Genomic DNA, 14398 nt, shown 5'->3' on the forward strand with positions numbered 1-14398 from the left:
ATGCCCGGGGCCACGATGCCCGACGCCACGATGCCCGACGCCATCGCGCTGGCGAATGAAAGTCAGGCGCAGGCATCCGACCCGCAGGCTTCGGTCTTTGTCTCCGCCTCCGCCGGGAGTGGCAAGACAAAGCTGCTGATCGACCGGCTGCTGCGCCTGATGCTGCCGCGCCCGACCCATGACGCGCACGGACAGGCCGTGCTGGTGCCGGGGTCTGACCCGTCGCGCATCCTGTGCCTGACCTTTACCAAGGCGGCCGCAGCGGAAATGGCCATCCGCCTGCAGAACCGGCTTGGCCGGTGGGTGACGCTGCCTGATGCGGCACTCGACACGGAACTGCGTGACCTGTTCGTCCCGCCAGAACCCCGGACCCGGCAGGTGGCGCGCGAACTGTTTGCCCGTGTGCTGGACCTGCCCGGCGGCATGCGTATCGGCACCATCCACGCCTTCTGTCAGTCGTTGCTGCGGCGTTTCCCGGTGGAGGCGGCGATCAGCCCGCATTTCACCCTGGTGGAGGAAACCGACGCGCGCCTTGCGCTGCGTGGTGCGGTGGAGGACGTGGTCGGACGCGGTGGTCCCGCCATCGCCGCCCTGGCGGGGCAGGTCGGGATCGGTGATTTCACCACGCTGGTCACGCGGTTGCAGGGACAGTTGCGTGCGTTCCGCGCCGTCGCCCAACGCTGGCGCACCGACCCGGCGGGGGTGGACGCGGCGTTGCGCCGGGTGCTGGGCGTGCAGGGGGATGATGCGGCCGCCATCATGCGTGACGCCTGCACCGACATTCCTGCCGAGGACGCCCTGCGCGATGGCCTGCGCAGGGTTGCACAGGATGGGTCGCCCAAGGTGCGCGTGACAGCCGCGGGCATGCTGGCGTGGCTGGGGCAGGATACGAACGGGCGCGTGGCGTGCTGGGACGACTGGCGCCAGGCGTTGGTGAAGCAGGACGGCGAACCGCGCAAGCGTGGCGGGGTCAACGCGACGCTGGATAAGAAATATCCCGAAATTGGCGATGCCCTGATGGCGGAGGCGCAGCGCGTCCTCGACGTGGAGGCGCAGTTGCGTGCGATCATGGTCCGTGACCTCAGCCGCGCGCTGCTGTCGGTCGCGGTTCCGGTGCTGGAGGGATATGCCACGCGCAAGACGGGGCAGGGCCTGGTCGATTATGATGACCTGATCGAGCGCACGCTCGAACTGCTGCGTGATCCGGGGGCGGCGTGGGTTCTGTACAAGCTCGATGGCGGGATCGACCATCTGCTGCTGGACGAGGTGCAGGACACCTCCCCCGAACAGTGGGCCATCGCCGGTGGACTGACGGCGGAGTTCTTTGCCGGGGAGGGCACGCGCGAACATGATGGCCTGCCGCGCACGGTCTTTGCCGTGGGGGATTACAAACAGTCGATCTATTCCTTTCAGGGCGCGGACCCGGAGGCCTTTCGCCGCTGGCGCGAACATTTCCGTCGCAAGGCGCGCAATGCACAGGCGCGTTGGCGTGAACCGGCGCTGACGGTGTCGTTTCGGTCCACCACGCCGGTGCTGGCGCTGGTGGACCGGGTGTTTTCCATTCCCGCCGCCGCGCGCGGCGTGGCCGAACCCGACAGCGGCATCCCCGCCCATGTCACCGCGCGTCCCGGTGGCGGGGGGCGTGTCGAATTGTGGCCCATTACGCCTGGGGGCGATGACGCGACGCAGGCCGACCCGTGGGATGCCCCCACCCGCAACGCGGGACAATCCACGGCGCAGCAGCAGCTTGCCGATACGCTTGCGGCCTGGATCGCAGGGGAACTGCGTCGTGCGCCCGCGCCGGGGCAGGCGCCGCTTGCGCCCGGTGACGTACTGATCCTCGTGCCGCGCCGGTCGGCCTTTGCCCGCGCGTTGATCCGCGCGTTGAAGACACAGGATGTGCCGGTGGCGACGCTGGTGCGCACGGTGCTGACGGACCAGCTTGCGGTGCGTGACCTCATGGCGCTGTGTGCCGCGCTGCTGTTGCCGCAGGATGACCTGACGCTGGCCTGTGTCCTGACATCGCCGTTGGGCGGGTTGGATGATGACAGCCTGATGCACCTGTCCACCGCGCGGCAGGGGCGGCCGTTATGGGCGGTGCTGCGCGCGCGGCATGGGGAACGTCCCGAATGGGCGGCGGCGTGGCGGATGCTCGATACCCTGTTTGGCAAGGTGGACTATGCCTCCCCCTATGCCCTGCTGTCGGAGGCGCTCGGCCCGCTGGGTGGTCGCGCGCGGCTGCTGGCGCGGCTGGGGCCGGAGGCGGTGGAACCGGTGGATGAACTGCTCTCTGCCGCCCTGCGTTTCGAAGAGGCGCATGCCGTTTCGTTGCAGGGGTTCCTGCACTGGCTTCACGCGTCGGAGGAGACGGTCAAACACGAGCCCGATGCCGCCGCCGACATGGTGCGCGTCATGACCGCGCATGGGGCCAAGGGGTTGCAGGCGCGTCTTGTCATCCTGCCCGACACGGTGGGCACGCCGCGTTTCGACAGCGGTCTTTTATGGGTGCATGACGCTCAAAGCGGCCTTGACCTGCCGCTGTGGGTGCCACGGCGCGAACTGGGCACCGGTGTGACGCAGGCGCTTCAGGACCGGCTGAAGCTTGCCGCGGCGGAGGAATATAACCGCCTGCTGTATGTCGCCCTGACCCGGGCGAGCGAGCGTCTGGTGGTCTGCGGGTGGGAGCCACGCCGTGGTGTGCCCGAAAATAGCTGGTACGATTTGTGCCGCCAGGCGTTCGTGGCCCAGGACGCCCGGGCGGAGCCGTTCGCGCTGGGCTGGCCCGGTGATGTGCTGGTGATCGAGGAGGCATATGCCCCGCGTTCCGCCGCACCGCCGTCACCGCCCGTGTCGCGTCCCGATGCCCCCCCGCCCCACTGGATGGGGACCGCCCCCGACTGGATTCCCGTCCCGCCTGTGGTGGAAGGACCGCTGGCGCGCCCGCTGGCACCAAGTCGCCCCGATGACGTGGCCCTTGGGCCGCAGCCCGCCGTGCGTTCCCCGTTGGAGATCGCGCGCGCTGGTATGGGGGGGCAGAGTGCGGGAACGCGCCGGATGAATGCATTGCGACGCGGGCAGATGGTGCATGCGCTGTTGCAGTACCTGCCCGACTGTGTGCCTGCCGAACGTGCGCAGGTGGCGCGGCGCTGGCTGTCACGCCGGGGCAGTGGCCTGTCCACGGCCGATTGCGCACGGATCGCCGATCAGGTGATGGCGGTGATGGAAACCCCCGCGATGGTGCCCCTGTTCGCATCCAACAGCCGTGCGGAGCAGCCATTGGCCGGTGTGGTGGGTGATACGGTGGTGGTGGGGCAGGTCGATCGCATGGCCGTGACCGATGATGAAGTGCTGCTGTGTGATTTCAAGACCAACCGCCAGCCCCCCGCCCGTGTTGAGGATACGCCGGTGCTGTATCTGCGGCAGATGGCGTCGTACCGTGCGTTGTTATGCATGTTGTATCCGGGGCGGCGCGTGACATGCATCCTTGTCTGGACCGAGGGTGTGCGTGTCAGTGTCCTGCCCGATGCGCTGGTTGCGGCCAATGCGCCAGCGCGGATTGCAGCGCAGTGATGTCTTGACCCCGCGCCCAAGGGTCGCCATGTCGGTGATACCGATCATGTCGTGGCCCATGCCGCGACGAAAAGGAGTGAGATAATGAGCGAGAACACCGTCGCCGTAAAAGACGCCGAATTCCAGAAACAGGTGCTGGAATCCAGCGAACCCGTGCTGGTTGATTTCTGGGCCGAATGGTGCGGACCGTGCAAGATGGTCGCACCGGCGCTGGAGGAAATCGGCGCGGAGTTCAAGGGGCAGCTCAAGGTGGTCAAGGTCAATATCGACGAAAACCCTGATACCCCCAACACCTATGGCGTGCGCGGGATTCCGACCATGCTGATCTTCAAGGATGGCAAGGTCGTCGCGGACAAGGTCGGTGCGGCCCCCAAGACGCAGCTTAAGGAATGGGTGAAGGCTAGCCTCGCCTGAAGGCCAGCGGCCTGACATGGGGAATGGGGCGGCGCCATCCCTGCGCGGCCCCGGAGATTACCTATCCCCGGCAGGGGGCCTGCTCCCTGCCCCTTGATCTGTGTTTGAAAACAAGCAGTTGATAAAAAAGAAAAGTTTTTGGGTGCTGCCTTTTTTCAAAAAGGCGGCGTCTTTCGAAGCTTTTTGAAAAAAGCTTCACCAAAAACCTTTATAATTTCAGTATGTTATCCAGACTGACTTTTTCAAACAGTCTCTTACTAAAATAATGGTTTCCAAAGGGCCGCGCCCTTTGGTGGGGCCGCTCTGAAGACCCTATCGCGCGCGTGCGATATCGGTCCATGTGGTCGGGGTTGCCCCCGCATGGCGCAGCCCCGCACGCAGGCCGGGACTGCATAGCGTTTCGAATTCCGCCATATGTTCATAGGTCGGCATCAGGCGTTCAAGCAGCCTGTTTTTTGCCGTGGCGGGATGGAAATAGATTTCCGACAGCCCGTCAGGCAGGTGCGCAGCCAGCGCGGAGACACGTTCGGTCGTCATGTGGCCGCTCCATGCCAGGCCAAAGCACCAGTCATTTGTCACCAGCCCCGCCTTGTGGGCCTGATGCCGCAACAGGCGCGTCCAGCGCCGCAACGCCGCATCGCCAAGTGTATCGGCATAGGTACCCGCCGCGAACAGCGGCTGTGGCGGCTCCAGCGGCACGCGCACCGCCCGCAGGCCATGGCGCAGGCCGCTTTCGATCAGGTAACGCCCGACCGTGGGATGCAGGTGCATGTGCTTGTGCGCGTTGGCATGGTCCAGCGCCAGCCCCGTAAGGGCAAAGGCGCGGAACTGGGCCTCGATCTCGGCGGCGAGTTCGCGGCGCACGGCGGGACGGAAAAAATATTCCACACCCAGCTTCAACTGATCGGACGGGAACTGACCATCCTGTGGCACCAGCAGCGGAATATCCGCAGGCGGCAGGGTGGCCGGTCCCTCGATCGCGACAAGGTGCAACCCCACGCGCAGGTCCGGCAGGCGTCTGGCGCGCCGGATCGCATCTTCTGCCGCGGGACCGGCGACCATCAGGCTTGCGGTGGATAGCAGGCCATCGCGATGCGCGATCTCGATGGCTTCATTCACCTCTTCCGACAGGCCGAAATCATCGGCGGATATGATGACGCGTTTCATGACAGCAGGGAACCGGATGTAACGATATCAGAAAAAACGCCGGAACCTGTGGGTTCCGGCGCATGGAATGGCCTGATGGCGATCAGGCCGCGCGACGTTCGCGCAGGAACTGGAAGAATTCGACGCCTTCGCGCAGGCGACGCTTCATCATCTGCGGGCTGCGGACCATCTCGTTCAGGATCGAGGCGATCTTGGGCGCGCGGAAATAGAACTTCCGGTAGAAATCCTCGACACTGTTGAAGATTTCGGTGTGCGACAGGTGCGGGTAATGCAGCGGTGCGATCTGCACGCCGTTTTCATCAATCAGTTCCGCGTTGCTTGCATCAAGCCAGCCATTCTCGGTCGCCTGCTTGTGCAGGAACGTGCCGGGATAGGGGGCCGCCAGCGAAACCTGCAATGTGTGCGGGTTGATCTCGGTCGCGAACTTGATGGTTTCCTGGATGGTTTCCTTCGTTTCGCCCGGCAGGCCGAGGATGAAGGTGCCATGGATCTTGATGCCAAGTTCGTGGCAGTTCTTGGTGAACTCACGCGCGACTTCGACCCGCATGCCCTTCTTGATGTTGTGAAGGATCTGCTGGTTGCCGCTCTCATACCCGACAAGCAGGAGGCGCAGGCCATTGGCCTTGAGCACTTCAAGCGTCTTGCGCGGGACGTTCGCCTTTGCATTGCACGACCACGTCACACCCAGCTTGCCAAGTTCCTTGGCAATCGCCTCTGCACGGGGCAGGTCGTCGGTGAAGGTGTCGTCGTCGAAGAAGAATTCCTTCACCTGCGGGAAATACTGCTTCGCCAGACGGATTTCAGCGGCCACATGTTCGGGGCTGCGGGTGCGGTAATGATGGCCGCCAACCGTCTGCGGCCACAGGCAGAACGTGCAGCGCGACTTGCACCCACGACCGGTATAGATCGAGATGTAGGGGTGCATCAGATAGCCGATGAAGTAATCTTCGATCTTCAGGTCGCGCTTGTACACTTCGGTCACGAACGGCAGGCTGTCCATGTCCTCGATCATCGCACGGTCGCGGTTGGAGATGATCTTGCCATCCGGGTCGCGCCAGGTGATGCCATCGACATCCTTCCAGTCGCGGCCTTCGGCGATTTCCTTGATGGTGTAGTCGAATTCGTTGCGTGCCACGAAATCGACCGGCGGCGCGTTCAGCAGGCTTTCTTCCGGCTGCACGGCAACCTTTGCGCCGACCATGCCGATCTTGACCGCCGGATTCGCGTCCTTGAGCATCTGCGCCACCCGCACGTCAGACGCGAAGGACGGGGTGGAGGTGTGCATGATGACAAGGTCGCGGTTACGCACATCCTCAAGGATCGGTTCCATGCCCATGCGGGCCGGGGGGGCGTCGATCAGGCGGCTGCCTTCGACCATGGCGGCAGGCTGCGCCAGCCATGTCGGATACCAGAACGACTTGATTTCCCGCTTTGCCTGATAACGGGAGCCGGCCCCGCCATCGAATCCGTCGAAGGAAGGCGGCTGGAGAAACAGGGTCTTCATCATGTTACGCGAATCCTCGGGTCTGAAAGGGGCTCACTCCCCCGCGCGACCGCAGTTGCCTTGACTGGTTTGGTTCGGCCTGCCCGGCCCCCGGCGTGGTCAGTCGCCGGGGGAAGCAGGTTGTGATCGGGGTGTCATAGCGGAATGTGGCGAAATATGCATAGTCTGTCCGCGCCATGCCACGCGCGTGCCTGTCACGCTGCCGACCATGATGCCAGCCGACAACCAGTCGCGCAGCGGCAGCAGGAACAGCGGAACAAGGCTGCGTTGTGCCAATGCGCGGTCCATGACAAACGCACAGACGGCGCGAACGCCCCATATGGACATAAAGAACATCCATGTCCATGTCGCATGCGGTGCCAGCACGACCGCCATCGTGGCCCAGAACAGCGGAAGCTGGATGGCCGACGCGGCATAACCCAGCGGTTCCAGCGTCTTGACCGTCCGACCCCAGCGAAGTTCATGGGCCAGTACTTCGCGCAGGGAACGTTCCCCCACGGTGGTCCATGTCATGCACGCGGCAATGGCGATGTCCTTGCCCTGTTCGCGCACATACCGGCCCAGCATCGCATCATCGGCGACATGCGGAACCAGCGCTTCCAGCCCGCCGATGGCCTGGAGCATCGACCGCCGCAGCGCCATCGTCGCGCCAAGGCAGTCCTGCCGCCCGAGATAGCGTGACAGCATGACGCCGGGCAGGAAATTATGGTTGATCTGCCCCGCCGCCAGCAACCGTGGCAGCGTGGGCGACGCCGGCAGCCCCGCGTAAAGCGTCGTCACCAGCCCGACATTGGCGGGAACCAGCGCGCCAACCACGTGGCGCAGGTAATCGGGCGCCACATGGATATCCGAATCGGAAATGACCAGCACGTCGTGACGCGCGCGCGCCATCATGTTGATCAGGTTCCCGATCTTGCGGTTGATGCCGTGAAAGGTCGGGTCGATGACCAGTTCGATATCCAGCGCGGGATGGCGTTCGCACAGGCGCCGCACGATGGGAATGGCGGCGTCATCTTCGGCCTGAACGCCAAAGATGATCTGCATTGCGGGATAATCCTGCGTGCAGAAGCTTTCCAGCGCTTCTTCAAGCAGGGGTTCATCGCCATGCAGGGGCTTGAGCACCGTCACCGGGGGCAAGGGTACGGCCTGGTCGGCGCGTTTTTCCTGCACGCGAAAGCGTGAGACCAGAAAAGTGCCTAGCGTCGCCTGTACGCACCCGGCCACCGCGACAGCCGCAGCCAGACCGGATGGTGAGACAAGGGCGTTAAGAACAGACATCATCTTTCCGGCTGGGTCGCGCGTGCATGATATAACATCGGTAATCCGGTCCGTAACCCGAAGGGCGGATCATCCTTCCGAAAAGACCTTGATCTTCTTCTGTAACAGATCGATCAGGTTTTGCACATTGCCGCCGGACAGGGCGGAACGGAAATCGGAATGCTGCATGCCGACCTGGCTGATATTGCCATTCAGCAGGACGTCAACCACCTGATATCCCTTGGCGCCATTCATGTGCATGACGTAATTGACGGCGGTGCCCGACGGGTCGTCCGATGACCCGATCTGGGTATCGACAATCTTGTTTCCGCCCACCGGCGCGTCACGTATCGCGGGATTGATGGTGAAACGGGCGTCAGTGCCGGGCTTGAAGCTGGAAAGGTTGCGGGCGATCGTGAACTGGCGGAACGTGGACAGCAGCACCTGCTTCTGGTCAGGCGACAGCGTGGCGTAGTGCGGACCGATGGAGGAAGACAGGATCGCCTCCAGGTCATAGACGCGGTCGATGACCGGGCCGAGTTCCTGCGCACGCTGGTCGAACGTGCCGCTGTTCTTGGCCTCGATGCGGGTCAGTTCGGCATAAAGCGCCTTGATGGGGGCCTGCGGGTCGGATGCGGCCGCGGCCGCATGCGCCGAAGGAATGAAGGAGGGCAGGGCCGGGAGCGCCGACGCTGCCACCAGCCCGGCGCACAGCGCCAGGGACGTTGTTTTCAGGACATGTTTCATAATGATCATGATTTCGGTCCGATTGCCGTCTTTAGCAAGGGCTGGGTCATGCTGATTCCGACACCCAGCGCTTCCAGCGCGGTATTGGTGATCGCCTGCGCATCGAGGCCGGCCTCGTGATATTGGGCGGTCTGGGTGTTATGGTCGATGAAGCGGTCAGGCAGGGCCATGGGCCGGAACCGGACACGGTCGAGCAGCCCGGTTCTGGCGAGGTGCATCATGACGAAGGCGCCAAAGCCCCCTGGTGCGCCTTCCTCGACGGTGATCAGCACGGCATGGTTGCGGGCAAGCTGCTCGATCAGGGCGGTGTCGAGCGGCTTGACGAAGCGCGCATCGGCCACCGTGGGGGCAAGCCCGTGGGCGGCCAGCATGTCGGCGGCCTTCAGCGCCTCGGCCAGGCGCGGGCCAAGCGACAGGATCGCGATCCCGCCACGTTCCGGCCCGGACTGGCGCGTCATCTCGCGCACGATGCGCCCGCGCCCGATTTCCATCACCTGTCCCACCGCCGGCAGGTCGAGGCCAAGCCCCCCGCCACGCGGGTAGCGGAGCGCGATCGGCCCTTCGTCGAACGCCGCCGATGTGGTGGTCATGTTGAGCAGTTCGAGCTCGTCGCTCGGCGCCATGATGGTGATGCCCGGCAGGCAGCCGAGATAGTTCAGGTCGAACGCGCCCGCATGCGTCGCGCCATCGGCGCCGACCAGACCCGCGCGGTCGATGGCGAAACGCACCGGCAGGTTCTGCAGCACCACGTCATGCATCACCTGGTCATAGGCGCGCTGCAGGAAGGTGGAATAGATCGCGCAGAACGGGCGCATCCCCTCGGTCGCAAGGCCGGCGGCAAAGGTCACGGCATGCTGTTCGGCGATGCCGACGTCAAAGAAACGCTCCGGGAAGGCTTTGGCGAACTTGTCCAGTCCCGTGCCCGAGGGCATCGCCGCCGTGATCGCCACGATCCGGTCGTCCGCTTCCGCAACCCGCAGCAGCTCGCGTGAGAAGACGGATGTATAGGACGGCGGCCCGGCGGGGCCTTTCTTCTGCTCGCCCGTGACGACATTGAACTTGGCGACGGCATGGTATTTGTCACCCGCCGATTCGGCCGGGGTATAGCCGCGACCCTTTTCGGTGATGACATGCAGCAGTACGGGGCCGAGGTCATCCGCGTCGCGCAGGTTGCGCAGGATCTGGACCAGCTGCGTCATGTCATGCCCATCGACCGGGCCGACATAGTAGAAGCCGAGTTCCTCGAACAGGGTGCCGCCGGTGATGATGCCGCGCGCATATTCGTCGGCCTTCTTCGCCGTGCGCTCCAGCCGGTCGGGCAGGCGCCTTGCCATCTTGGCGGCAAGGTCACGCAGGCTGAGGAACTTGCGCGAGGACATCAGTCGCGACAGGTAGCTCGACATCGCGCCGACGGGGGGGGGCGATCGACATTTCATTGTCGTTGAGGATGACGATCAGCCGTTCCGCGCCAGGCCCGCAGTGCGAGGCGTTGTTCATCGCCTCATACGCCATGCCTGCGGAGATGGAGCCATCGCCGATCACCGCGATGACGTTGCGTTCGCGATAGGACGGGTCGTGTTCGGCGCGCAGGTGGTGCGCCACCGCCATGCCCAGCCCGGCGGAAATGGAGGTGGAGGAATGCGCCGCGCCGAACGGGTCATATTCGCTTTCGCTGCGGCGGGTGAAGCCCGACAGGCCGCCCGGCTGGCGCAGGGTGCGGATGCGGTCGCGCCGCCCGGTCAGGATCTTGTGCGGATAGGTCTGGTGGCCGACATCCCAGATCACGCGGTCATCGGGCGTGTCGAACACGGCATGCAGCGCAACCGTCAGTTCCACAACCCCAAGCGACGCGCCAAGGTGCCCGCTGGTGGTTGACACCGTGTCGATCGTCTCCGCCCGCAGTTCGTCCGCAAGCGCCCTGAGCTGCTCCACCGAAAGGTTGCGCATGTCATGCGGGTAACGCACACGGTCAAGCTGCGCAAAACGGCCCAGCGTCGGGATCGATCCCCACGCGTCAGACCGGGTGTCCGCCTGGGTGCCCGACCGGGTGTCCGACTGGGGGGGAACCTGTGGGGTGGTGTCGGGGGACGTTGGTGCGGCACCCACGGACGCCGTAGGGGAGGCCGCAGGGGAGACCGCAGACGGGGGGGCGTCGTGCTGGGGGGCTGCCTTCGGCTGGTCCATGATGGTCGCGTCCATTTATGTTTTGTCGGGGTCTGTCCGGGGAAACGGGTCAGACCCTGAACCGGTTTCTTGGTCGGCCGCCTTATGCCCGGCACCATGCGCCGCCCGGATCTGGGGGCGGTGGTGGCGATCGGGTATCTTGCGGCATGGTCATGGTCATTCATGACGACCGCAAGGTGTTCGCGCCTTGCGCACGTTATGGCAAGAGTGGATAAATACTAAATCGGCATGTGTGGTGAATTCGCCACACCGTACATGATTGCAATTGAATACAGGATGTTTTTCGTCCTATACAGTCGCCAAAGTGTTCATGTGTCGTAACAACTCCGCAACCTCGCCATGTTCTTGATGCACGGCTGACAGTTATCGGGGTTGTTTTCTTGCGATCGGACGTGTCCATAGTCCGGACTACATGATTTGGAATCAAGACCGGCGTCACGCCGCCGGTGCAGGAGCAGAGGTTTCATGGCCGTTCCTATTATGCAGGCCGTCCGGGTGGGCGCCTACGTCGTCAAACAGCATCTGACGCGCCGCCAGCGCTATCCGCTTGTGCTGATGCTCGAACCGTTGTTCCGGTGCAACCTTGCATGCGCGGGCTGCGGCAAGATTGACTACCCCGCGCAGATCCTGAACCAGCGCATGACCGTGCAGGAATGCCTTGATGCGGATACGGAGGCGGGCGCCCCCGTCATCGCCGTCGCCGGTGGCGAACCGCTGTTGCACAAGGAAATGCCGGAAATCATCCGGCAACTGATCGCGCGCAAGAAATACGTCTATCTCTGCACCAATGCGCTGCTGCTGGAAAAGAAGCTCGACGATTACGAGCCCAGCCCCTTCTTCTCATGGGACGTGCATCTTGATGGCGACCCGGCGATGCATGATGCCTCCGTCTGTCAGGAAGGCGTGTACGAACGTGCCGTCGCGGCGATCAAGAAGGCGAAGGCACGCGGTTTCCGGGTGTCCATCAACTGCACCCTGTTCGATGGCGCCGATCCCAAGCGCGTCGCCACCTTCTTTGATGAAGTGATGGCGATGGGCGTGGACGGCATCATGACCGCGCCGGGTTATGCGTATGAGCGTGCGCCGGATCAGGAACACTTCCTGAACCGTCAGAAGACGAAGCAGCTTTTCCGCGACATCTTCCGCCTGGGCAAGGGCAAGAAGTGGCGCTTTACGCAGTCGCCTCTGTTCCTGAACTTCCTTGCCGGGAACGAGCAGTATCACTGCACCCCGTGGGGCAAGCCGCTGCGCAACGTCTTTGGCTGGCAGCGCCCGTGCTACCTGCTGGGTGAAGGTTACGCCAAGAGCTTTGAAGAGCTGATGGCCGACACCAACTGGGATTCGTACGGCACCGGCAACTATGAAAAGTGCGCCGACTGCATGGTCCATTCGGGCTACGAATCGACGGCGGTGATGGATGCGGTGCGCCGTCCGTGGCACATCGCCAAGGTCGCGCTGTTCGGGCCGGAAACCGAAAAGCCGATGGTGCCGGAAATCTCGCTGGCGAACCAGCGTCCGGCGGAATACGTCTTTACGCAGCATGTCGATGCAAAGATGGAAGAGCTGGCGGCCCGTAAGAAGCCTGCCGCCCCGCCGCGCGTGAACAAGGTGTCCGCGCAGCCGGAAACGGCCGCCGCCGCAGACTGATCCCACGCCCCATGCGGGCATGGACAGGATATAAGGTACCGGAAATGGCGGGGCATGTCCCCGCCATTTCTGTATCCACCTCCTGATGGCATGCCCTGCGAATCGGGACTGTTGCGGTCCGGGTTGGGCATATGCGTAATTTCGGGTGTCATCGTCGCGCGCGATATGCTCTAGGATCGCGGCATCATGCTTGTCTCCCTGATTATCATATTCTGCCTTGTCCTCCTCAACGGTGTCTTTGCGATGGGGGAACTGGCGCTGATTTCCGCACGGCGCGCACGCCTTGCGGTCATGTCAAAGGCCGGGGTCAAGGGGGCCGACCGTGCCCTGAAGCTGGCGAATGACCCGCAGGGGTTCCTGCCGACGGTGCAGGTCGGGATGACCCTTGTCTCGATTCTGGAGGGCACGTTCGGCGGCACCAGTATCGAGGCACGGATGACGCACTGGCTGCTGCATTTCCCGCGGCTTGCCCCATTCGCCAGCGAAATTTCAATGACCGTGGTCGTCAGCAGCATCACCGCCATCATGTTGGTGGGCGGGGAACTGGTGCCAAAGCAGATCGCCCTGCGCCAGCCGGAACAGATCGCCACCCGCCTTGCGCTGCCGCTGGAAGGGCTGGCATGGATATCGCGGCCGGTGGTCTGGCTGCTGGGGCGGGCATCGGGGCTGGTGCTGCGTCTGATGCGTGTCAGTGCGAACGCTGGCACGGCCCTGACGGAAGAGGAACTGCGCGCCTATATCGCCGAAGGTGCGCAGGCCGGTGTGCTGGAGCAGGAGGAGCGCGACATGATCGAGCGCCTGTTGCGCATGGCGGACCGGCCGGTCCGTGCGATCATGACGCCACGCACGGAACTGTGCTGGATCGAACGGCATGTCCCACGTGCAGAGCTGCTGCGTATCCTGCGCTCCACCACCTATTCGCGCATTGTTGTCTGTGATGGTGGTGTGGACAACCCGGTGGGTGTCATCCTTGCCAAGGACATGCTGGACCGCTTCCTTGATGGTAAAAGCCCGTCGGTCGAGGCTGGCTTGCGACGTCCCATTTCCGTGCCGGATACGCTGTCGGCATTCGACATGCTGGACCGGATGCGGTCATCGCCGCTTGGGCTGGCGCTGGTGCTGGATGAATATGGTTCGTTCGAGGGGATCGTGACATCCTCTGACCTGTTTGGCGCCATCGTGGGGGAGCAGCACGAACCCGGCAGTACCCCGCCACAGCGGATTGCCCATGACAATGTGCTGGTGCTTGATGGGTCGATGCCCGCCGATGAGGTCAAGCACAGGCTGGACCTGTCCGACCTTCCGGCAGAGGGCAGCTACCATACACTTGGCGGCCTGATCCTTGCCCTGTTGCGGCGTGTGCCCGCCGGGGGGGACAAGGTCGTGTTTTCAGGCTGGCTGTTCGAGGTGCTGGAGATGGAGGGGCGGCGCGTGGTGCGTGTCCGCGCCAGCCGTCAGGTGCTGGCGGAAAATTAAGGCAGGCCCGGCACCCCAATCCCGCAACGTCGCGACAGCAACGCAAAATCCGGATGATGCTTTTCCTGCACCACATCCACTCAATGCGCCATCCTTTGGAAAAGAAGGCGACGCATCGGGAATGCCATTATTCGATGGCCCCGTTCAGAGAGTGTTTGAAAAGTCAGGCGCGATAGCACCCTGAAATCATAAAGGTTTTTGGTGAAGCTTTTCCCAAAAAGCTTCAGAAGACGCCGCCTTTTTCGATCGAAAGGCGGCCCCCAGAAACTTTTCGTGTTTTTTATCAATGGGTTGTCTTCAAGAACGCTCCTGCAAAGAGTATCCCGCCACCCTGATCGGGGGCAGGACACTCTGGATAGGCTGGTATGGCGCGGAATAATAAAAGCTTTTGGTGCAGCTTTTTCAAAGGGCTTTGCAAAGAGATGGCGCCGA

9 protein-coding genes and 1 pseudogene are annotated in these 14398 nt (G+C 63.5%); 5 read left to right on the forward strand and 5 right to left on the reverse strand.

Annotated features, from left to right (window positions below; genetic code table 11):
* Nucleotides 1-3570, forward strand: coding sequence for a double-strand break repair helicase AddA (addA, locus tag FYB92_RS04880; RefSeq protein ID WP_408902390.1), 3570 nt, complete (start codon nucleotides 1-3; stop codon nucleotides 3568-3570).
* Between the two features lie 84 nt (nucleotides 3571-3654).
* Nucleotides 3655-3984 (forward strand): thioredoxin TrxA, encoded by a 330-nt coding sequence (gene trxA / locus FYB92_RS04885; RefSeq protein ID WP_003622004.1) that lies wholly within the window; start codon nucleotides 3655-3657, stop codon nucleotides 3982-3984.
* A 312-nt stretch (nucleotides 3985-4296) separates the two neighbouring features.
* On the opposite strand, the gene hpnK is transcribed toward trxA, so the two are convergent.
* The 5 genes and pseudogenes from hpnK to dxs form a co-directional block, all read right to left on the reverse strand.
* Nucleotides 4297-5151 carry a hopanoid biosynthesis-associated protein HpnK gene (gene hpnK, locus FYB92_RS04890; protein WP_332828301.1) on the reverse strand — a complete coding sequence of 285 codons (855 nt, stop codon included), beginning with the start codon at nucleotides 5149-5151 and terminating at the stop codon, nucleotides 4297-4299.
* An 82-nt stretch (nucleotides 5152-5233) separates the two neighbouring features.
* Nucleotides 5234-6658: a hopanoid biosynthesis associated radical SAM protein HpnJ gene (gene hpnJ, locus FYB92_RS04895; protein ID WP_003622006.1), complete on the reverse strand. Its 1425-nt coding sequence runs from the start codon at nucleotides 6656-6658 to the stop codon at nucleotides 5234-5236.
* 96 nt (nucleotides 6659-6754) lie between these two features.
* Nucleotides 6755-7933 carry a bacteriohopanetetrol glucosamine biosynthesis glycosyltransferase HpnI gene (gene hpnI / locus FYB92_RS04900; RefSeq protein ID WP_040512900.1) on the reverse strand — a complete coding sequence of 393 codons (1179 nt, stop codon included), beginning with the start codon at nucleotides 7931-7933 and terminating at the stop codon, nucleotides 6755-6757.
* A gap of 69 nt (nucleotides 7934-8002) precedes the next feature.
* Nucleotides 8003-8668: an ABC transporter substrate-binding protein gene (locus tag FYB92_RS04905; RefSeq protein ID WP_003622008.1), complete on the reverse strand. Its 666-nt coding sequence runs from the start codon at nucleotides 8666-8668 to the stop codon at nucleotides 8003-8005.
* Nucleotides 8665-10606: pseudogene (gene dxs / locus FYB92_RS04910) on the reverse strand (1-deoxy-D-xylulose-5-phosphate synthase). The gene FYB92_RS04905 and the pseudogene dxs overlap by 4 nt, the downstream one beginning before the upstream one ends.
* Before the next feature lie 306 nt (nucleotides 10607-10912).
* Between dxs and FYB92_RS04915 the strand changes: the two are divergent.
* The 3 genes from FYB92_RS04915 (at nucleotide 10913) to FYB92_RS04925 (ending at nucleotide 13966) form a co-directional block, all read left to right on the forward strand.
* Nucleotides 10913-11065, forward strand: a complete 153-nt coding sequence (locus tag FYB92_RS04915; protein ID WP_155734249.1) for a hypothetical protein — start codon at nucleotides 10913-10915, stop codon at nucleotides 11063-11065.
* A 243-nt stretch (nucleotides 11066-11308) separates the two neighbouring features.
* Entirely contained in the window at nucleotides 11309-12490 is a 1182-nt protein-coding gene (gene hpnH / locus FYB92_RS04920) for an adenosyl-hopene transferase HpnH (RefSeq protein ID WP_048858969.1), read from the forward strand.
* A 186-nt stretch (nucleotides 12491-12676) separates the two neighbouring features.
* Nucleotides 12677-13966, forward strand: coding sequence for a hemolysin family protein (locus FYB92_RS04925; protein WP_003622014.1), 1290 nt, complete (start codon nucleotides 12677-12679; stop codon nucleotides 13964-13966).
* Nucleotides 13967-14398: the final 432 nt, after the last annotated feature.

Source organism: Novacetimonas sp. GS1 (genome assembly GCF_036686925.1).
Classification (GTDB): Bacteria; Pseudomonadota; Alphaproteobacteria; order Acetobacterales; family Acetobacteraceae; genus Novacetimonas; species Novacetimonas hansenii.

What these genes read in the sequence shown, in the direction of transcription:
- addA (WP_408902390.1), top strand. Translation starts at nt 1, where the DNA reads ATGCCCGGGGCCACGATGCCCGACGCCACGATGCCCGACGCCATCGCG.
- trxA (WP_003622004.1), top strand. Translation starts at nt 3,655, where the DNA reads ATGAGCGAGAACACCGTCGCCGTAAAAGACGCCGAATTCCAGAAACAG.
- hpnK (WP_332828301.1), bottom strand. Translation starts at nt 5,151, where the DNA reads ATGAAACGCGTCATCATATCCGCCGATGATTTCGGCCTGTCGGAAGAG.
- hpnJ (WP_003622006.1), bottom strand. Translation starts at nt 6,658, where the DNA reads ATGATGAAGACCCTGTTTCTCCAGCCGCCTTCCTTCGACGGATTCGAT.
- hpnI (WP_040512900.1), bottom strand. Translation starts at nt 7,933, where the DNA reads ATGTCTGTTCTTAACGCCCTTGTCTCACCATCCGGTCTGGCTGCGGCT.
- FYB92_RS04905 (WP_003622008.1), bottom strand. Translation starts at nt 8,668, where the DNA reads ATGATCATTATGAAACATGTCCTGAAAACAACGTCCCTGGCGCTGTGC.
- hpnH (WP_048858969.1), top strand. Translation starts at nt 11,309, where the DNA reads ATGGCCGTTCCTATTATGCAGGCCGTCCGGGTGGGCGCCTACGTCGTC.
- FYB92_RS04925 (WP_003622014.1), top strand. Translation starts at nt 12,677, where the DNA reads ATGCTTGTCTCCCTGATTATCATATTCTGCCTTGTCCTCCTCAACGGT.